16 protein-coding genes are annotated in these 19,994 nt (G+C 45.8%); 6 read left to right on the top strand and 10 right to left on the bottom strand.

The features are described from left to right. Positions 1 to 1,021 precede the first annotated feature (1,021 nt). The 6 genes from glnG to glnA all read right to left on the bottom strand — a co-directional run bounded on the left by glnG (position 1,022) and on the right by glnA (position 9,703). Positions 1,022 to 2,431: a nitrogen regulation protein NR(I) gene (gene glnG, locus FS373_RS29050; protein WP_152831232.1), complete on the bottom strand. Its 1,410-nt coding sequence runs from the start codon at positions 2,429 to 2,431 to the stop codon at positions 1,022 to 1,024. A 70-nt stretch (positions 2,432 to 2,501) separates the two neighbouring features. Then, positions 2,502 to 3,545 (bottom strand): nitrogen regulation protein NR(II), encoded by a 1,044-nt coding sequence (gene glnL / locus FS373_RS29045; RefSeq protein ID WP_152831230.1) that lies wholly within the window; start codon positions 3,543 to 3,545, stop codon positions 2,502 to 2,504. Between the two features lie 120 nt (positions 3,546 to 3,665). Then, a complete protein-coding gene (locus FS373_RS29040) occupies positions 3,666 to 4,211 on the bottom strand; it encodes a DUF4124 domain-containing protein (RefSeq protein WP_152831227.1) in 546 nt (181 codons plus the stop codon). 205 nt (positions 4,212 to 4,416) lie between these two features. Next, on the bottom strand, positions 4,417 to 5,640 hold the full coding sequence (locus tag FS373_RS29035; RefSeq protein WP_152831225.1) for a dicarboxylate/amino acid:cation symporter: 1,224 nt from the start codon (positions 5,638 to 5,640) through the stop codon (positions 4,417 to 4,419). Positions 5,641 to 5,918: 278 nt separating this feature from the next. Further along, positions 5,919 to 8,081, bottom strand: coding sequence for a carbohydrate-binding family V/XII (locus FS373_RS29030; protein ID WP_227993385.1), 2,163 nt, complete (start codon positions 8,079 to 8,081; stop codon positions 5,919 to 5,921). A gap of 212 nt (positions 8,082 to 8,293) precedes the next feature. Further along, the gene (gene glnA, locus FS373_RS29025) at positions 8,294 to 9,703 is read right to left on the bottom strand and encodes a glutamate--ammonia ligase (protein ID WP_152831221.1); all 1,410 of its coding nucleotides are present in this window, start codon (positions 9,701 to 9,703) and stop codon (positions 8,294 to 8,296) included. Positions 9,704 to 10,058: 355 nt separating this feature from the next. Between glnA and typA the strand changes: the two genes are divergently transcribed. Continuing rightward, complete coding sequence (gene typA, locus FS373_RS29020; protein ID WP_152831219.1) at positions 10,059 to 11,888, top strand: translational GTPase TypA; 1,830 nt, start codon at positions 10,059 to 10,061, stop codon at positions 11,886 to 11,888. An 865-nt stretch (positions 11,889 to 12,753) separates the two neighbouring features. On the opposite strand, the gene FS373_RS32315 is transcribed toward typA, so the two are convergent. From FS373_RS32315 to FS373_RS29000, 4 genes are all read right to left on the bottom strand, one after another. Next, positions 12,754 to 12,978 (bottom strand): hypothetical protein, encoded by a 225-nt coding sequence (locus FS373_RS32315; protein ID WP_152831217.1) that lies wholly within the window; start codon positions 12,976 to 12,978, stop codon positions 12,754 to 12,756. A gap of 942 nt (positions 12,979 to 13,920) precedes the next feature. Further along, a complete protein-coding gene (locus tag FS373_RS29010) occupies positions 13,921 to 15,135 on the bottom strand; it encodes a 4Fe-4S binding protein (RefSeq protein ID WP_152831216.1) in 1,215 nt (404 codons plus the stop codon). A gap of 278 nt (positions 15,136 to 15,413) precedes the next feature. Then, complete coding sequence (locus FS373_RS29005) at positions 15,414 to 16,061, bottom strand: DUF2959 domain-containing protein (RefSeq protein ID WP_152831213.1); 648 nt, start codon at positions 16,059 to 16,061, stop codon at positions 15,414 to 15,416. A gap of 54 nt (positions 16,062 to 16,115) precedes the next feature. Continuing rightward, positions 16,116 to 16,337 (bottom strand): hypothetical protein, encoded by a 222-nt coding sequence (locus FS373_RS29000; protein WP_077753532.1) that lies wholly within the window; start codon positions 16,335 to 16,337, stop codon positions 16,116 to 16,118. A gap of 162 nt (positions 16,338 to 16,499) precedes the next feature. On the opposite strand from FS373_RS29000, the gene FS373_RS28995 reads away from it, so the two are divergent. The 5 genes from FS373_RS28995 to FS373_RS28975 are packed head-to-tail and all read left to right on the top strand — an operon-like array spanning position 16,500 to position 19,975. Beyond that, positions 16,500 to 17,456: a virulence factor BrkB family protein gene (locus FS373_RS28995; protein WP_229381258.1), complete on the top strand. Its 957-nt coding sequence runs from the start codon at positions 16,500 to 16,502 to the stop codon at positions 17,454 to 17,456. After that, positions 17,453 to 18,397, top strand: a complete 945-nt coding sequence (locus FS373_RS28990; RefSeq protein WP_144048478.1) for an alpha/beta fold hydrolase — start codon at positions 17,453 to 17,455, stop codon at positions 18,395 to 18,397. The genes FS373_RS28995 and FS373_RS28990 overlap by 4 nt, the downstream gene beginning before the upstream one ends. Positions 18,398 to 18,401: 4 nt before the next feature. Further along, positions 18,402 to 18,971, top strand: a complete 570-nt coding sequence (locus FS373_RS28985) for a hypothetical protein (protein WP_144048477.1) — start codon at positions 18,402 to 18,404, stop codon at positions 18,969 to 18,971. A gap of 60 nt (positions 18,972 to 19,031) precedes the next feature. Then, positions 19,032 to 19,469, top strand: coding sequence for a D-aminoacyl-tRNA deacylase (gene dtd, locus FS373_RS28980; protein ID WP_322619582.1), 438 nt, complete (start codon positions 19,032 to 19,034; stop codon positions 19,467 to 19,469). An 11-nt stretch (positions 19,470 to 19,480) separates the two neighbouring features. Further along, positions 19,481 to 19,975 carry a thioesterase domain-containing protein gene (locus FS373_RS28975; RefSeq protein WP_144048475.1) on the top strand — a complete coding sequence of 165 codons (495 nt, stop codon included), beginning with the start codon at positions 19,481 to 19,483 and terminating at the stop codon, positions 19,973 to 19,975. Positions 19,976 to 19,994 lie beyond the last annotated feature (19 nt).

Below are 19,994 nucleotides of genomic sequence, written 5' to 3'. Positions count from 1 at the left end.
GCTTTTGAAATGAGCTTCTCACATGGGGAATATAGATAGCGTATGCGCAGCATGCATCCTTTTATATGCTAGTAGGGGGAAGCTCTTGCCCGAAGCCGGGCCATTGGAAGGCGCCTCCGCTTTTTACGTCTGCAATTTGTCATTTCCAGGCGCACTCCTGACTTAACAGTGACTAAGCCACCTTATTAAGGTGGCTTTTTTGTACAGGAAGTACTTATCCTTGAACGCCAAGGGTGGCGTAGGAAAGGGTTTGCGTCTGGGATTTAATAAAGTTTTGGCTGTTTAGCTCAAGCTTACCAGTACAGATATCAGGTGGCTTATCCACTTAAGCACGCACGTGCAATGCCACTTTGGTTTATAAAGAGTCGATGTCGGTCGATAAATACTCCTCGGTAACTGCTCCTGCGTTACTCTCGATAATTGCTCCTGCATTATTCTACCTTCGTCCATCCTTGGTCTCGTACCTCCTATATCCATATAGTCGTTCAATATCGACACTTCCGCCATTCATGGCGGTCGCCACGCCGCTGAGCGGGGTCCCCAGTTTCATGACTACGTCATTACGCGCTACGACAGTGCAATGTACTGCGTACATTAAGCACACTGTCTCCACCCCCATGTGAGCCTAGGCCATTTCCAAGCGCTCTAGTTTCTATGAACCTCAATCGTATTCCAATTTTTAAAGCTTATGCAGTAGATGTTGTGGTCCCAGGCTGGCGCCTCCGCTCTTTGTTCTTGCGCATCCAGAACACCTGAATTTCACCCCCATGTGTCAACTTCGTGGACTATGCGAGGTCGCTGATATGCTCCTGCATAAGTGACACTTCCCACATCCATGTGGGTCGTAGGTCATTTCCAGGCAATAGTGGTATCAATAAAGAACTTCCAAGCCGGGCAATTGTCCTGACATCTACGAGAGCCAAATACTCTGGATTCAAAGAACCAGTTTCTTCCCTAAGCTCTAGGCATAAAAAAGCCTACATTTATTTGTAGGCTTGAGTGTTTTTTTGCAAGGAAGTCGTTAATCCATCGAGAGTTCTTTTAGCTTGCGGGTGAGGGTGTTACGTCCCCAGCCGAGTCGCTTGGCGGCTTCCTGCTTATGCCCATTTGTGTGGGCCAGTGCCGTTTCCAGTAATATGCGCTCGAATGCGGGTTGTACTTCGGTGAGGAGATTATTTTCACCTGCGCTGAGTCGTTCATCAATCCAAAATTTTAATGACTCTTGCCAATTCGCTGGATCTCCCGATGATTGATTTTTGGCTTGGTTTTGCTCCTTAAGTAGTTCGGGAGGAAGATCTTGAGGTAGTATCTCTTGTCCCGATGCCATAACCATGAGCCAACGACAAGTATTTTCAAGTTGGCGGACATTACCCGGCCAAGGTAGTTCCGAGAGTTTTTTGGCTGTTTCTGCAGTTAGGATCTTAGGTTCGACTGCTATCTCTTTAGCGGCCGATGAAAGAAAATGTCTGGCGAGTTGAGGGATGTCTTCCCTTCGTTGTGACAATGGGGGGAGGTGAACCTTAATCACATTTAGCCTATGATAGAGATCTTCTCTGAAACCTCCCTTTTGTACTAACAGCTCTAAATCTTGATGGGTAGCGGCTATTATTCTAACATCGACTTGTACTGGTGAGTGGCCGCCGACACGATAGAACTGACCATCTGCTAACACTCTGAGCAATCGGGTTTGAACATCCAGAGGCATGTCACCAATTTCATCGAGAAAGAGTGTGCCACCATTAGCCTGTTCGAATCTGCCCTGTCTGACTCCTGCTGCACCGGTAAAGGCGCCCTTCTCATGGCCAAAGAGTTCAGATTCGATCAGATCTTTGGGGATGGCTGCCATATTGATGGCGATAAAGGGTTTATCTTTTCGTGGACTGTGTTTGTGTAGCGCACTGGCGACTAGCTCTTTACCTGTGCCTGACTGTCCGTTGATGAGTACGCTAATAGAAGATCGTGATAAACGACCTATCGCACGAAATACCTCCTGCATAGCCGGTGCTTCACCAATAATTTCGGGGGCTTTAACTTGTATCTCTTCTACCGTATTTATAGTTTGGTCTGTAGAGTGAGTTAATGCTCGTTCGACTAAGGTTACGGCTTCATCGATATCGAATGGTTTAGGTAAATATTCGAAGGCACCTGCTTGATATGCACTCACCGCACTATCCAGGTCTGAATGAGCGGTTATTATGATGACTGGAATATTAGGATAGTGAGCTTGAAGCCTCTCTAATAGAGAGAGTCCATCCGTGCCTGGCATGCGTATATCTGAAATAATCACCTTAGGTTGTGACAGTTCTAGTGCTTCCCATAGAGACTCTGCGGCGGCAAAGCTTGCCGAAGAGATCTTCGCCCCTTTCAATGCTCTTTCTACGACCCAACGAATAGAGCTGTCGTCATCGAGTACCCAAACTTGCTCCGTCATACTGCTCTCCCGTGATGCTCTTCAATTTTTATTGGTGTCGTGCTTGTTGTCATCTTTTTACCGCTGTCTTTTATGTGGTTTTTATTGGCAGCAAAATTGTAAACTCGGTTTCTCCTGGCTTCGAATCACAGTCGATTCTTCCACCATGCAATCTGGCAAAGTTATGGGATATGGACAAACCTAAGCCTGAGCCTTGAGCCCTGCCTGTTACCATAGGATAAAACAAGGTATCCATGAGCTCAGGTTTGATGCCTGGGCCATTGTCGATTATAGACAAGGCAATCACGATTTTATGCCTCTGGGTACCAATAGTGACTTGGTGTTGGGTGCGTGTCTTTATGGTTATATTGCCACCAATACCTTCCAAGGCCTGAACCGCATTTTGCATAATATTAAGCACAGCTTGTTGAAGTTGCTCCGGATCCATATTTATATCTGGAATTGAGGGGTCGTAGTCTTGCTTGAATTGAATGTTTTCCGGCAGTGCCATGGTGACAAGCTTAAGCACTTTTTGAATTACTTCATGAATATTATGCAGTGTATGTTGGGTGGGTTTTTGCGGCCCAAGCAAGCGATCGACGAGATTTCTTAATCTATCGGCTTGCTCGATAATCATGTCGGTGAACTCATTTAATTCGGGGTCATGTAGTTCACGAGAAAGCAGTTGGGCCGCCCCCCTTAGTCCACCTAATGGGTTTTTTATTTCGTGCGCCAAATTACGCACTAGATATTGTGCTGCCTGTTGCTGCGCGTCGAGAGTCAATTGCTGATGAATTCGGCGTTGCTGATCTACCTGTCTCAATTCGAGCAGGCCTAAACCTTGCTCATCTTCTAATGGGGTTAAGGTTATATCCACAGTATGATGTTGATTATCAAGTGTCACTAGAGGTGCAGTGTTGACAGTTAACCCCTGATTATCCCTGATTGCATTACTGAGTATTTGTGTACTTACGCCTAAGACTTGAAAGTTATCTGCAAGAGAATGCTCAGTTAAGCGATGGCTGCTGACGCCTAATAACTGCTCGGCTGCAGCATTGGCATAACATAACCTAAGATCTACATCTATGACCATGACTGCGGTAACAAGGTTATTGAACAGGTGTTTCAGATCCATTAGAGCTCCCAGCAAATTCGATGCACCATCACAGTGCACCATTTTGGTGCGCCGTGCAATACCCTTCACTGAGTGTTTTATATCTAGATTATGGCTAACTATCTAAAATAAATGCCTTTTCTAGTTTACACCGCTAAAAGGTGTTGGTGTTCCCTGGCGACTAATGATAGCTCTGTGAAGGTATATCTTTCTTGGAGGTGTTGATGCAAGTTGTTTGCCGTTTTGTGCTACAGCCTTGATAACAAAGTTATGCTCGCCTCTGTCGATATCTTTGAGGCTAAATATAGGGCTGGTTTGTGGAGTGCCAACAACAACCCCATCCATTAGAAGTACCAATACATGTTTGGACTCCAAATCCGGGGAAATTCTAGCCATGATGGTGATCTTGCCTTCGTTATCCCGAATGGTTTCCTCTTCGGCTGGAGAGGCGATACTCAACTTATACTGAGTTAAGGATTCGGGATCGTCATTGCTAGCTGAAGCGTTAGCCTTAGGTATCTGCAACTTGATCTGGTTTTGAGTATTACTCTTAAACTCGACGGCTTCAGAGTTTTCGATGGGTTTATCCGAATAATGTATCTTGCCGTCTTTATCGACCCACTTATACACAGTGGCTTGGGCGAATAGGGTAAAAAATAGCAGGAAAATGGTAATAGATAAGCGCATAGAAGTTCCTTTGTTACATATTTGTATGCTCTTCAAGATTAGCTTTTTTTCAGGCAAAAATCATGAGTAAATTTTCTTAGCGTAATAGATTCAAGATTTACCATGGATACTTCATCGAAATGACTAGCTTAGTTATGTCGATGAAGTATCTCGCAGTGGGAGTTCTTTTGAAGCCGATATGTTCCTAATGAAGTAAAATTGATCGCTATTGTGCACTTTCAATCGACTTGTCTCCGTATCGCTTACCATTTATGCGCTCGATGATCTGTGTCGCATTGAGGTCATGGATCACGTTGATTAAGGTCGCTGGAGCATCGGTAACTGCGCCGATTATCACTAGGATAGGAATGACCTCAATAGGCAAGCCAAGTGTGGTGACAATAAAGATTTCACCCAAAAATGCGCCACCGGGCACGCCACCTATAACGAAGGCTGACAGCACTGAAATCATAATCGTGATGGCAAATACATCTGGGGTAAATTCTAAGCCTAGAAGTGAATAGATGAAGACGATCTTAAGTGCGGTTGTCATCGAGGCGCCGCCCTTATTTAAATTGACCAGTAGCGGCAAACAGATATCGGCAATTTCTTCTCTGATCCCCATCTTACCCGCAGCACGGATATTGACCGGTAGGGTGGCAAGGGAAGAACTGGTGCCTAAGGCGGTTACCGAAGGTTCGATAGCATGTTTCCAGAATTGTCTAACCCCCTTAACGCCACCACCGAGCCAGGCATAGAAAGTGGAGCCTAAGGTAAAATAGGTAACAGCAGCGATAAAAAATAAGCCTATAGCGCGGGCGAAGGTGCTGAGTAGATGTGTATCCTGACCCGCCATAGTCGAGGCAAAGTAGGCACCTAAGCCCACAGGGGCCGCAACCATCAGAATGGAAACTATCTTCATGATGACAGTATTAAGGCTGTCGAGCATACGGGAGACTTTAACCCCATCTTCACCCGATTGACCTATGGCAATGCCCGAAATCACAGACATAATAATGAGAGCTAAAATATTCGATTTTGATAATAAGCCGACAAAATCATTAGTGGTAAGCAGTCCAACAAAATCCATGCTGCCTGAGCCCGTTTCGACGCTCTGATGAAGGTCCAATATGACACCTTGAGCAGGGTCAAAGGCCAGTGCTAGCCCTACTATGGACAGAGCGGGAATAATTGCCATCACAATCGATACCAACAATATAGTGATAAGGATAACGCCGAGCTTTTTTAAGTCTGTCATGCGCGCAATTGATGAGGTCACGCTGATGGCGACGAGTGGCACAATTATCATAAACAGCAAGTTAAGGAAAACTTGCCCTATAGGTTTGAGTTTAAGGGCAAACTCGGGGGCGAAGACTCCGACACAACCACCGATAAGTAGAGCTGAAAGTAAAATGATGGACGAGCGATAGGGTTCAAGTTTTTGCCACATACAATAGATCCATTAATTTTATGTCAGATCACAGACTTACCATGACTTAGAGGCTCCAAACTATAATAAGCTGCATCAAAGTGTCAACTTATCAGCTAATACCATTCCATATAAGTATCTGGTCAGTTCAGAGACTCTCAGTTTTTTCAATTCAAGGCGCATTGATGAGGAAATGACTATTCCATTTTAAGTCAATCATATCAGTGACATAATAACTAAAACAGGCCTGTAAAATCACAGGCCTGTTTTAGTCTAACTCATTGTCAGCTTTAGACTCACTAACGTCCTCTCCTGCCTTCTCTCATCACGCCGTGCTGGCGGGCATTGCGAGAACGATTTAGTCCTTCGCGATCTATATTGCGATTATTCATCTGCTGATTAATATTATTCGGTCTGGCTGGCATAGTCGTAGGCATATTTATATTGCGATTATTTAAACCAGTATCGATTTTCTGACGCACCTCAGGCGTGGGAGCCCAACTGCCTCTATCACGGCTCTGCCATTGCCCCTTGTTATCTCGAGCAAGGTTGCCATTTTTGTCGGCAAAGACATTATTGGCACGATTAGCATTATGAGTCGCTTGCTTAAACTGATTATTGAGCTTAACAGGATCGGCATTACGCTTTCGGTTCTCCGGGCGATTATAGAGGCTGTTCTTGCTCACTCGATTGCCTGAAATATTGTTATTTTTAACCAGCTTATTGGAGATGTTGGTTCGGTTACCTATGCTAATGCTATTACCAATATTGATATCGCCAGTGTTAATCACCACAGGTCGACGATAGCCACCACCATAGTAACCGCCGCAACAACGACCCGGATAGTAGTGGTTACCCCAGCCTGCATTCCAGCCTACACCTACACTGAAGAATCCATTACTCCAACTGACGCCGACATTCCATCCCGTCCATGGGTTGTAGCCAACATGTAGCCCCCAAGTGGGTGGGCGAGGGTAGTAGTATCGGCCCCAGTAAGGTGGGTAATACCAGCCAGTGCCGTAGACGGGCACACCGTAGTATGGGTAGGACCACATATATCCAGGAGTGTATCCCACGTAAACCACCTCAGGCGTGGAATCATATATTTCTACATAGGTGGTGTTGTAGACTGGTGAGCTTGGTGGGATCTTGGCTAACTCTTCCGTGGGGACTTTATCCGCGACTTTCCATGGGCCATTTGCCGAGCTGGCGGTGAACCAAACCCCGTTGTCGACCGCGTAATATTGGCCATTAATCTTCAAAACCTGAGTGCCAGTGTTAACGGCATAAGCTACTTGGGTTCCAGGAATTGATTCGAACTTAGGCTCACCATCATATGTAACGTTAAGTTTTGCTTCGTTACGTTTAATGGCCGCTGTTTGTGGGATTTGTGCATCGAGCATCGCCTGGTCGGCTTCCGATGTGCCGGCAACGGATACTCTTAAGCCGCCTATATCAGACTCTGGCGGAATGTCATTAAAACTAGCAGGCAGCTTATCGGCGCGGACAAATATCCAGGGACCGGCCTCTTTCTTGGCTTTAAACCAGCGCCCAGAGAGGAGCAGATACATGTCGCCAGTCGCAGTCTCTCTTATCCATGCCGTTTCAGTATTACTCACATAAAGTAGTTTGCCTTGAGTTAGGCTCTTCCACTCAGGCTTGCCGTCTGTTGCCACTAGCTCGCTGGGTTCATCGACGGCTATCACAGCCGGAGCATCGCCAGCCATAGAGCTTGCCTGATCTGATGTGGGTATCATCTTCACCAGATCTGCTGGGGGGTAGTCGGTAATCTGCCATGGTCCCATTGGGTTATCCGCGACGTACCAGAAAGCCCCACTGCTGAGATAAACCTTGTTAGTTTTAGTACTGCGAGCAACAGCGAAAGGCGTATTTAATGCTCGCTCATAGGGACTGTTTTCTATCTCCCTAAATTGTGGATGGCCATCATATGAGAGTAAAACGCTAAGTTGCTGACGGAAAAGAATATTGGGGGCATCATTTTTAATGGCCTGAAGGCTTTTCTTTTCTTGTTGGGCATTGGCAAGACTGGCGGATAGTCTGTCCATAGATATCTCGAAGCTGCTTGCAGCCAACGCTTTCTCTACCACTTGGGTAAACCTTTGTTCATCAGCCTCTGTTGAATCTGGCCACCTCACCCGGGTGACTCTTACATTTCTGACTGTCGCGTTGTTATTATCGGTATCAATACGTGCACTAAACCAAAACGCACCAAATATGGGATCTTCTGTGTCGATAAGTTCGAGCGACATCGCCGCTCGCCCTTGAAGAATATTACCAGAAAGAGATTCGGGTTGAGGTTGATAAACAACAATAGTGCCTTCTTTGGCTGTTACCTCCTGTGGCCATTTTATGGTGTTGGCGCTGACATTGAGTGTCCCTATTGAGAGGAGGACAATAGCGGCGAAGATAACGCGTAAATAAACTGATATTTTTGCAGGCATGACTGCTCCTTCTATCTGAGACTTATCATAAGCTAACATAATTGCTCGATTTAGAAGCGATTTTTTATTGCTTCTGAGTAGTCTGTATTACTCTTATTAATCGGCAGAGTGAGATGAAGTGGCTATGCAATAAAGCTAGTGGCAAGAAAAAGGCCCTAAACAAGATGTTTAGAGCCTCTAAATACCAGCTGCTTAACTTGCAGCTATTGAGATTACAAGCTGTAGTAAAGCTCGAACTCGACAGGGTGAGTTGTCTGATTAACACGCTCAACATCTTCAGTCTTCAGCGTGATATATGAATCGATGAAATCGTTGCTAAATACTTCGCCGCGAGTCAGGAATTCACGATCCGCATCCAGACACTCGAGTGCATTTTCAAGTGAAGTTGCTACTGTTGGAATTTCAGCAGCCTCTTCAGGAGGCAGATCATATAGATCTTTGTCCATGGCTTCACCTGGGTGGATCTTGTTCTGGATGCCATCCAGGCCAGCCATCAGCATAGCCGAGAATGCCAAATATGGGTTAGCCATTGGGTCACCGAATCTTAGTTCGATACGACGTCCCTTAGGGCTTGGAACCAAAGGTATACGAATCGAAGCGCTGCGGTTAGCCGCAGAGTATGCCAGCATTACAGGCGCTTCGAAATGTGGGATCAGACGTTTGTACGAGTTGGTGGCCGGGTTGGAGAAAGCGTTGATGGCGCGAGCATGCTTGATAACTCCACCGATAAAGTAGATTGCCATCTCGCTCAATCCGCCGTATTTGTCACCGGCGAATAGGTTAGTGCCATCTTTGGCCAGCGAGATATGCACGTGCATGCCGCTACCATTGTCGCCAACGATAGGCTTAGGCATAAAGGTGGCCGTCTTACCATAAGAGTGAGCCACGTTATGAACGACATATTTAAGTACCTGAACTTCATCGGCCTTGAGCGTTAGCGTGTTGAAGCGAGTCGCGATCTCGTTTTGACCAGCAGTTGCCACCTCGTGGTGATGTGCTTCTACGACCTGACCCATCTCTTCGAGAACCAGACACATGGCTGAACGTATGTCTTGTGAAGAGTCGACCGGTGCAACAGGGAAGTAACCACCTTTAACGCTTGGGCGGTGACCCGTGTTACCGCCTTCATAGCTAGTACCTGAATTCCAGGCTGCTTCTTCGGCATCAACCTTGTAGAAACAACCTGACATATCGGCGCCATATTTAACGTCATCAAATAGGAAGAACTCTGGTTCTGGGCCGAGCAAGACTGTATCTGCTATACCGGTAGAACGTAGGTACTCTTCGGCTTTCTTGGCGATAGAGCGTGGGTCACGGTTATAACCTGTCATAGTGCCAGGGTTAAGGATGTCACAACGAATGTTGGCTGTGGTCTCGACTGTGAAAGGATCCAATACGAAGCTTTTAGGGTCTGGCATCAACACCATGTCTGATTCGTTGATTCCCTTCCAACCATTAATAGATGAACCATCGAACATCTTGCCGTCTTCAAAAAAGTCTGCATCGACCTGATGCGAAGGGATTGAGACGTGCTGCTCTTTACCACGGGTATCGGTAAAGCGTAGATCAACAAACTTAACTTCTAATTCTTCGAGTTGTTGTAAAACTGATTCAGCTGACATTCTAAGTCTCCGAGTAGGGTAAAGGGTAAGCCCTTATTTAATTCTAAACTTCTATTAGCGCTTCTTATGCGATTCTGACTTTTAATAAGCTAGACTCGTGCCAAAATCGTAAGCTTATGATTTTTAAGAGAACAGAAACGATAGGCTGCTCGCAAAAATGAAAGGTTGCACTGTAATGGTGCGCTGAGTGGTCGATCTTGGTGCGATCACCATGATGGTGCGAAGACAGACAAAACATATTATTCATAGCTGACTAAAAAATAATCCTGTGCGAGAGCCCTCGGCTAGAGTAGAATGACACGTTTTTTATTGCAACAGCTATTATTAAGGCTGTTTCAAATATCCCACTATATAGATGGTAAGAGGTTTATCAGTGTTAGAGAATTTACGTAACATCGCCATTATTGCACACGTCGACCATGGTAAAACTACCTTGGTAGATAAGTTGCTGTCGCAGTCTGGAACCCTTGAGACCCGAGGAGAAGCCACTGAGCGGGTGATGGATTCAAACGATCTTGAAAAGGAACGTGGAATCACGATTCTTGCAAAGAACACTGCCATCAAGTGGAATGATTACCGTATCAACATCGTGGATACTCCAGGTCACGCCGATTTCGGTGGTGAAGTTGAGCGCGTTCTTTCTATGGTTGATTCAGTATTGCTTCTTGTCGACGCAGTCGACGGTCCAATGCCACAGACTCGCTTCGTGACTAAGAAAGCTTTCGCCCTAGGCCTTAAGCCTATTGTTGTTATCAACAAAATTGACCGTCCTGGCGCGCGTCCTGATTGGGTTATCGACCAAGTTTTCGACCTGTTCGACAACTTAGGTGCTACCGATGAGCAGTTAGACTTCCCAATCGTTTATGCTTCTGCATTGAACGGTTTTGCAGGTCTGGATCCTGATATCACCGAAGGCGACATGACGCCATTGTTCGAGACTATCGTCGAGAAAGTTTCTTCACCAGATGCTGATGGAGAAGGTGATTTACAGATGCAGATCTCCCAGATCGATTACAACTCCTATGTGGGCGTTATCGGTATCGGTCGCATCAAGCGCGGTAGTATCAAGACTAACCAGCAGGTTACTATAATCAGTGCCGATGGTAAGAAGCGTAACGGTAAAGTTGGCCAGGTATTAGGTTACATGGGTCTTGATCGTAACGAAGTCGAAGTCGGTAATGCCGGTGACATCGTGGCTATCACAGGTCTGGGTCAACTACTTATCTCAGATACTGTTTGTGCTACGACTAATGTAGAGGCGTTACCGCCGCTATCTGTTGATGAGCCAACGCTAACGATGACCTTCCAGGTCAACACCTCTCCATTCGCTGGTAAAGAAGGTAAGTACGTAACTTCACGTAACATCCTTGAGCGTCTGCAGCAGGAATTAGTTCACAACGTTGCATTGCGCGTTGAAGAAACTGAAAGCCCGGATCGTTTCCGTGTTTCAGGTCGTGGTGAGCTTCACCTTTCAATCTTGATTGAAAATATGCGTCGTGAAGGTTACGAGTTAGCCGTTTCTCGTCCTGAAGTTATCGTTAAAGAGATCGATGGCGAGATGTGTGAGCCATTCGAAAACTTGACTGTCGATGTTGAAGAGCAGCATCAAGGTAGCGTTATCGAGAAGCTTGGTATCCGTAAGGGTGACATGAAAGACATGCAGCTAGACGGTAAGGGTCGTGTACGTATCGATTTCGTTATCCCAAGCCGTGGTCTAATCGGTTTCCAAACTGACTTCATGACTGCCACTTCAGGTTCTGGTCTTATCTACCATTCATTCGACCATTACGGTCCAGTGAAAGGCGGCGATATTGGTCAACGTGCTCGTGGCGTATTGGTCTCTAACGCAACTGGTAAAGCACTGACATTCGCATTGTTTAACCTTCAAGCTCGTGGTCGTCTGTTTATTACTCACGCCGCAGAAGTTTATGAAGGTCAGGTTGTCGGTCTTCACGCTCGTGCAAATGATTTGACTGTTAACTGTTTGAAAGGTAAGCAGCTAACTAACATGCGTGCATCGGGTACCGATGAAGCACAAGTACTGACTCCACATATTGACATGACACTTGAGCAAGCGCTTGAGTTCATCGATGATGATGAGTTGGTAGAAGTAACACCGCTGAACATCCGTGTTCGTAAGCGTTACTTGAGTGAGAACGAGCGTAAGCGTCACAACCGTAAGTAATTTACTTGAGTTGGTTATGTTAGCCGAAACGTAAGGTTTCGAGTTTCGTAAGAAAAGCCCTGAGCATGCAAATGCTCAGGGTTTTTTTATGTCGGGAACATTTATGCCAGTACCCAGGGATGGACAAGTACTGGTATTTGTATATGGCCATAAATGTTCCATTCATTTATTGGCATTCGCACCATCCATGGCGGTCAGATGTACTAGAAGGGGATAAGTATCTGCGGACTGGCAGATAGTGTCAGTTTCATAGGGCTAACCTTATGGACATTGGATTACTTAATAGGAGAGTTAGGCTTCATTGTTGTCTATCTCCTGCCGTGGGTGCTGTACAGGATGTACGAATGTCGTGATCACATGGATGTGAATGAACGACCTTAAGTGCAATCACTCCTGTGTCACGGCGCCCTCTCTATTGACAGAAAGGGTCCCTATAGTCTCTGCGACATCAAACAACCTCCATGTTTAAGAGCCAGTTCGATAAAATATGTCCATATACAAATGCCAGTTCAGCTTCCATGCTTCTCGTTCATGAGCTTATGGCTTTGCCATATTCACCCTATCTTTCGCTCGGAGAGTTTCACGCTGTGAAACCTCGCCTTGCTGTCGAAGGTCACAGCCGCGTTCACACCAGAGTATTTACTTCTTCGATTTCAGCTCTACGGGTTTGTAACTCGTTTCTGGACAAAACGTTTTAGGTTAAGGTACTAGAAGGTAAAGAGTGGTAATAGGAAATGTATGCTGATCGGATATGCAGTAACGCCTTTGTAACGGGCAGTTTTGTGGCGAAGCCACGATTAAAGCTGTCTAGCCGAAGGGCGAACGTTGACAAACTTGTTATACCTGCAGCTGCTCAATATGCTTATTAAGTACATATTTTTGTATCCCACCTGCGACACAAAACCTCTATTTGCTCTTTAACTTTCTCGGCGTTGCAGGAATGAAAGCTTATAGTGAGCGCGGTGCCAGCACCCACAACCTCTTTGAATCCAGATAGGTTATAGATGCACTGGAAGAATATATTCTCATCTTCCTCGCCGTAGAAAACTGGCCCTTCGATTGTTAAATCATTCATATTATTAGTACGCATCACGCCCTGCCAATAAGTGAACCATCTACTGGCGGGCGATTTGCTCAGCGAATGGCATGACAGACTTGGTGAGTCTGAATTCAGCAGCTTGTTATAGGTTTAGTTAAACGGAAACCAGTAATACCAGTAAAAAAACCACCACAAACAAAAGCATATCCGGCCAGCTAACCTGCTTAGTTTTTTTATACGCCTCAATCATTCGAGCGCAATCATTCTTTGTAAATTCATGATTACAGCGATAGCAAACAAAGTCTTGTTTACTGACATACGTACCACATTCAACACACCTGTAAACATGAGATAGGCTATTTAATGCTCGGTAACTATACAAACTATTGTTCTTACTCATATGGGCTTACCTAGGTACATATTTGTATAGTGCTCATGCGCGTATATTTAGCAAAACGCGCATGCACATTTAATAAACTTATCATTTAATCCTCAACTTAGTAAAGCTATTGATTAAAAAGTACTTTATCAAATTTCAGCAGGAAAAACGAGCACAACGGATCGAAACTGAGCATTGATATTGGTGTTGGTGTCTTGTCGAAAGTAACCAATAAGTGTGACTTATAGATTAGTAAAAGTAAGTCAACTGCCCTGTTTCTTATCAAGACCGTTTATCGCTTGTAACTCATAACTGGGCAGAAACGAGCTACAGATTGAAACTAGAATTTCTCAAGAAAGCCGAATCGAAGAGGAAAATAACCAAGTGTAGATGCGGCTGCGAGCTTCCAAAACAAGGATGTTTTGGTAGAGCCCACATGGAAGTGTTCACGGCGTCTCGCAGAAGTATCTGCACATCTCCCGCTGGGAGGCGGTAGATTGCCATGAAGGAGCGACCCTCAATAAGCATACCCAATACCAAATAAGCCAGACGCTAAAACTCAAAAAATGAAATCAGCCTTCATTCGAAGGCCATCCATTTTGAAGGCTAGAGTATCAATGCCCAATTGAACCTAAGTGCTGTATCAGATAGATGCGATCCTCATCGGGTGTTTGGCTATGCCAAAACCCGCCCACATAGGTGCCTAATGGGATGAGGAACATAATGAGTAGCAGGATTATGGTTAATCCCCTTGCGGATAGCTTAATCCCATTGCGGGTGCTGAAGTGTAGCGCTTCCTTCTTGGGGCAGGCCGATACGCAGCGCATGCAGGCCTGGCATTCGTCGGAGCGAATATTCCTCTGAGTGTGGACTGAAATATTGGCCGGACAGGCGCGGGTACATTTGTCGCAGCTCATTTTCTTTGACTCGATCAAGCAGTGTTGCGTGCTTCTGCGTATCTTAAATGGGCTCAGGAAGCTGATTAAACCTAATAAGGCACCATAAGGACAGATGTAGCGGCAGAAGCCCTGACGTCGCCATGCAGAGAGTCCCAAGATGAAGGCAAAGCAGGCTAAGGTCACTAACCCCGGGGTGATGAAGAACAGGCCCATCTTGAGATCGGCTATCTTGTGGTAGTTTCCCTCCAGATAGTGCGGGATAGATTGAACAGGCATGCTAATGATGATGTAGAGCAATGCGGCTAACAGCAGATATTTGAGCATACGAAGGGGCCAGTCTAACCAGGCTGGTGGTAGCATCTCATTCTTAATGAAGCGTTTTCTCAGCCTATACAAGTATTCCCCCGCGAGCCCCAAGGGGCAGGCCCAACCACAGAAGGCGCGTTTGCATAGCAGTCCAGTCAGCAAGACCACGGCTAACATCACGGCAGCGGCTGGATGAGTCTGATTCCATAGGCCTAGAGTCAGTATGGCCTTGAGTTCTATGCCTCCGGCGATGGGTAAAAAGGCGTCGCCGACATCTGGCCTCATTAGCCAAGGCGTGATGCCGGCTTTTAATAATGCTGTGTTTATCGCAAATTGAACTCCGACTAACAACATAGATAGTGCCAGTAGATGTTGAATTGTATCTCGCAGGGTATTTATTCTCTGTTCACCTCTGGCTAGCTCAGGTTTAAATTTAGTGAGCAGAAAGATCGAAAACGCGGCGATAGCACTCGCGAGCATCAAGGGCCAATACAGTGAGCTTATACTGGCGCCAATAGCTAGAATGATAGTGGCCAAGGCTCCTGATTTTTTCCCACTCCAATAAAGTAAGCTTGCGCTATAGGCGAGTGCAAGCATTAAGGTTAATGATTCTACAAAGGTCATAATAATCTGATGTGAGTGACAAGGTGTATCAGTCAGAGGTTCGATTTTAAAGTAAGTTCTTCACATAAAATGCTTTTGTGTGTCGCCTCTAAATAACAGCTGGTGTTTGAGGCTAGGCTAGGAGCTGTATCACAAAATTATGATTGCATGGCTTGTGTATATTGGTATCTGGGGTAGGGAAGAAAAAACGAGTATATAAAAGCTACAAAGGCCCTGAACCTATATGCTCAGGGCCTTTTTGTTTATTTATACCGATTGGTATTACTCGATCCTAAAACCTAGTTTCCTTCCATGGAAGCTATAAACTTGTTGGACTCTTCGATAGACTTGTTCATCTCTTTGATTAAACCTGATATATCGGTCTGCAGGCTGGCAAACTCACCCTTGATGGCTCCGATTGCCTGAGCATTCAAGTTATGCTTCAGATAAAGCATATTGTCTTTCATTGCGGTTAATACTGGTGCCATCTTGCTCTCGGCGCGCTTCATGGTGCGAACTAACTGCTCGTAGGAGCGCTGAGTCTCACGCAACTTGCTCTCACTGCTACGGCGTAGGCTGGCCTTGCTTATTTCGCCTATCTCAGTTTGCCATTCATCGAACAGAGCATCGGCCACATCTTCCACTTTTTCGATGCGGTTGCTGACGTCATCAGCCGCATCCTGAGAGGATTCATATTCATCCTTGGCCTTGTTATAGGCAGTCTCCAGATCGCCACCATCATGGTTAAGCAGGGCCTGCATCTCTTCGAGTGCCGAGCTAAATTGCTTCTGCGCCTCTTCCTGAGACTCTCTGGCATCCTCTACCCGGTCGACCATGATGTCACGCTTGTGATAACCCACTTTCTCCATGGCACCATAATAGGCACTCTGACAGCCCGTCAGGAGTAAGCTGGTGGCCACGATGGCAATTGATATGTATCTCTTCATTTTTGGATGATCCTTGTCCATAACTGGAAACTGAGTTCGGTCGAATCTAAACGATTAATCGGCTTTGAATCGTGCGGCGTCAATGATGCTCCATAGGTGAGCGATACCGCCTATAATTGCTGGGAAGATCAGCCACCACATGGCATAGCCTACGATAGTTATTATACAGAAAAGCAATGCTGCCATGATTCTTCCCTGTACCAACTGCCCTAAGCCGGGAAAAAAGAAGCTTGCGATGGCGGCAATCACGTTACCTGCCGAGCCTTGTTGTGACATCTATTTATTCCTTACACTTGTAAATCTTAGGTTATAAGCTTTATTGTACGAATATACGTATTTAATACCAAGTCTTCAAATCAACACAATCAAGAGATCGCAGTGATAAATAAGATAGATGGAACACATTTTCGTACCTTGGGGCTAAGCATTTGGCATTTCATGGTACATCTAAAACAGAGATTAGCGGAAGATCAGATCAATATTCGTGCGGGGCATCTAGCCTATGTCACCTTATTGTCTTTGGTGCCAATGGTGGCAGTGACCATGTCTATGTTGTCAGCCTTTCCTGTGTTTAGCGGGATTAGGAATCAGATAGAAAGCTTTATCTATGATAACTTTCTGCCAGCTGCCGGTGACAGTGTTCAGGTTTATATCAATGAATTTGTCGACAATGCTTCCAAGGGGACGGCTGTGGGTATTGCGGCATTGATGGTCGTGGCGATAATGCTGATATCTAACATAGATAAGTCCCTCAACAGTATTTGGCGCACCAAGGAGAAACGTTCCATGGTGGTGTCATTTTCCATGTATTGGATGGTATTGACCCTTGGCCCTGTATTGATGGGGGCAAGCCTGGTGGCAACGTCCTATGTGGTGTCACTCAAGGTGTTCAATGGCGCCGATCTCTCGGGTGTTGTCCCCTTATTGGTTGAGCGTTTACCTATGTTTTTCTCGGTCGCTACCTTCCTGCTTATCTATATGGTTGTGCCTAATACTAAGGTTAAGTTTTTTCATGCCCTGCTAGGGGCGATTGCAGCGGCACTATTGTTCGAGTTCGGCAAGAAAGGCTTCGCCTTCTATCTGACTCAGTTCCCGAGCTACGAGGCGATATATGGTGCGTTGGCGACAATTCCCATCCTGTTTATCTGGGTGTACCTCTCTTGGATGATAGTCTTGATTGGCGCCGAAATAACGGCGGCCTTGCCGGAATATCTGGATAAGACATTGCCAACCTCTTCCGAGTCGTCACCGGATACTGCATCTGCTAAAGATGCGATAAAGACCAGCATTTCCTATACCAGCCATATCTTAGAAGTTGGGCCAGAGAAGAAGGTCGAACAAAAAGTTGAAGATAAGGTCGCAGAGATATCGACAGAGAAAGTGACTAAGCTATGACGTCATTACCCACATTTATTCGCCGAGATTGGCTAGATGTGGGTGATGGCCATCAGCTTCATTTGGCGCAATACGGCGATCCAGATGGTGTTCCCGTGCTCTATCTTCATGGCGGACCCGGGGCGGGTTGTATGAGTGACGAATTAGCCCTGTTTGATGGTGATAACTGTCATGTGTTGATGTTAGACCAGCGGGGAACCGGGCGATCTAAGCCTCTGGGTGAGATAGAGAAAAATAATGTATTAGCCTTGCTTAAAGATCTGGAAAAAGTACGCCTATGGCTAGGGATCCCGGCCTGGTGTTTAGTCGGGGGCTCCTTTGGTGCCACCTTAGGCATGCTCTATAGTGGTTTATATCCTGAAAAAGTGCTGTCTCAGGTATATTGGGGACTGTTTATCCCCAGTGAGGATGGCACAAATTGGCTGTATTCGAATAAAGGCGCTGCTAACCTGTTCGCTGATGAGTATTTGGCATTTACAGCTCTTACGCCTTTCTGTTCCAATGTAGATCAGTTATTTAAAACATATCGACTCGGATTGAAGCATAATGATGCCGATACTCGTCATCATTATATTCGTTCTTGGCTAGCTTGGGAGTCTGCGCTTGCTATGCCTGCAAATGAGATGTCTGGCTCCGATGCATTTATGAGTAAAAGTTTAGCCGAAATAGAGCTCCATTATGCCAGTCATCAATATTTTGGAGCTTATTCATTAATGCGAGAAATATCAGCTGGGATTCAGGCTCCAAGCATTATATTACAGGGTGAGATGGATTGGGTCTGTCCCACTCAAATAGTTGAAAATTTCTTAACTCAGTTTGGCTGTGACACCATAAATTACTCTGTGATTAAAAGTGGGTATCATGGATTAGCCGATGATAAGATGTTTCGGGAAGTCGTCTATGCCATACGGGAAATGGCAAATAATATAAAGGAAGTATAGATAAATGAAAAAATTGATTATCGCTGGCTTGGCCATCACATTGAGTGCCTGTGCGGCGACGGAATCTAGCGATGGGGCTGCGACTGCCGTTGTGGCTCCGGAGAGTGTCACCTTAGGCGGCATGACGAATGAAGAAGCGACTAAAACCTTATTCGAGGCATTGATCCATAAGAATTATTTGGCGACTATGGCGAGTCCGAATAGGATTGCCCTGCAGTTTGATGATAACCAGTTTTTGCTGCAACCAAGCATTAACCCGAATGGTATCGATCGCATCATGATGAATCGCTTCTATGCCGTGCATCCCAAACTGAGGGGCAGCAGAGAGCTGCTTATTTTAATCGGTACTCTCAACCATAAGCTGAATTTCGCAAAGTTCACTCTCAGAGATAATGGCGCCGTGATTCAGGTGCAAGGCGCTGCGACCTTCGTCAACACCATAGAGCTGGAAGAGATCAGAAGATTTATGTTGTGGACAGATGAAGGTCTACGTCAGGTCGGTCACTCTCTACCAAAAGGCTCGGAGCAGCTAATCAAGCCTATCCCGGTAATGCAGCAATCTCAGTCTTTGTGATCCACTTAAGTTCCTAGTTCCTAGAACCTAGGAACTTCTTACATAAGAGTAAATTGAAACGTGATAGCCCTAATTCAGCGTGTAAAGCAGGCCAAGGTCGATGTCGATGGTGAAACTATCGGTGCAATCGATAAAGGTTTATTGGTACTGCTTGGTGTAGAACGTGAAGATGATACGGCTAAAATGGAAAAATTAGCCACTAAGGTGATGAGCTATCGTGTCTTTTCCGATGAAAATGGCAAGATGAATCTAAATCTGCAGCAGGCAGGAGGCTCCTTGCTGGTGGTCTCTCAATTTACTCTGGCGGCGGATACCGGGCGTGGCTTGAGGCCTAGTTTCTCCGGGGTGGGTACGCCGGAGCAGGCAAGAGTGCTATATGAAGAATTTATCGCATTCTGTCAGTCTAAAGGTGTGGCAACTCAGACCGGTGAGTTTGCTGCCGACATGCAGGTGAGTCTGGTCAATGATGGTCCTGTTACCTTTAACCTTACCGTATAGGCTAGGTTTTGATGGCTAATTCAGATCAATGTGCTGAGCAGAAAGACTCAGAGAAGCTGGGAAACATAGACAAGCTCTTGTCTGAGTTGCAGCAGACCTGGCATAAGACCATTCCTGTCAGCGGCTTTATGGGGATCATACCCGTGGCATATTCTGATAAGGAGTTTCTCACCACGGCACCACTCGAGCCTAATATTAACCTGCATCAAACCATGTTTGCCGGCAGTATCTATACTCTGATGACGCTCACTGGCTGGGGCATGGTGTGGTTACAACAGTCTCTTGCTGGCTTAAGGGGTGATATCGTCCTAGCCGATGCCAAGATAAGATATTTAGCCCCCATAGAGACGGCACCCGTGGCTAAGGTGACTTGGCCTGATGTGGATATGTCCGTGTTATCTAAGGGCCGCCGACTCAAGGTAAGGCTCGAGGTTAAACTCTATTGTGGTGACACATGTTGTGCGACATTTGAAGGCCTCTATATTAGTCAACCTAAGGGCGAGTAAGTCTGAGCTGAGTTACTCT

Source organism: Shewanella sp. YLB-07, assembly GCF_009377275.1.
This window is presented reverse-complemented; position numbering and strand designations above follow the sequence as displayed.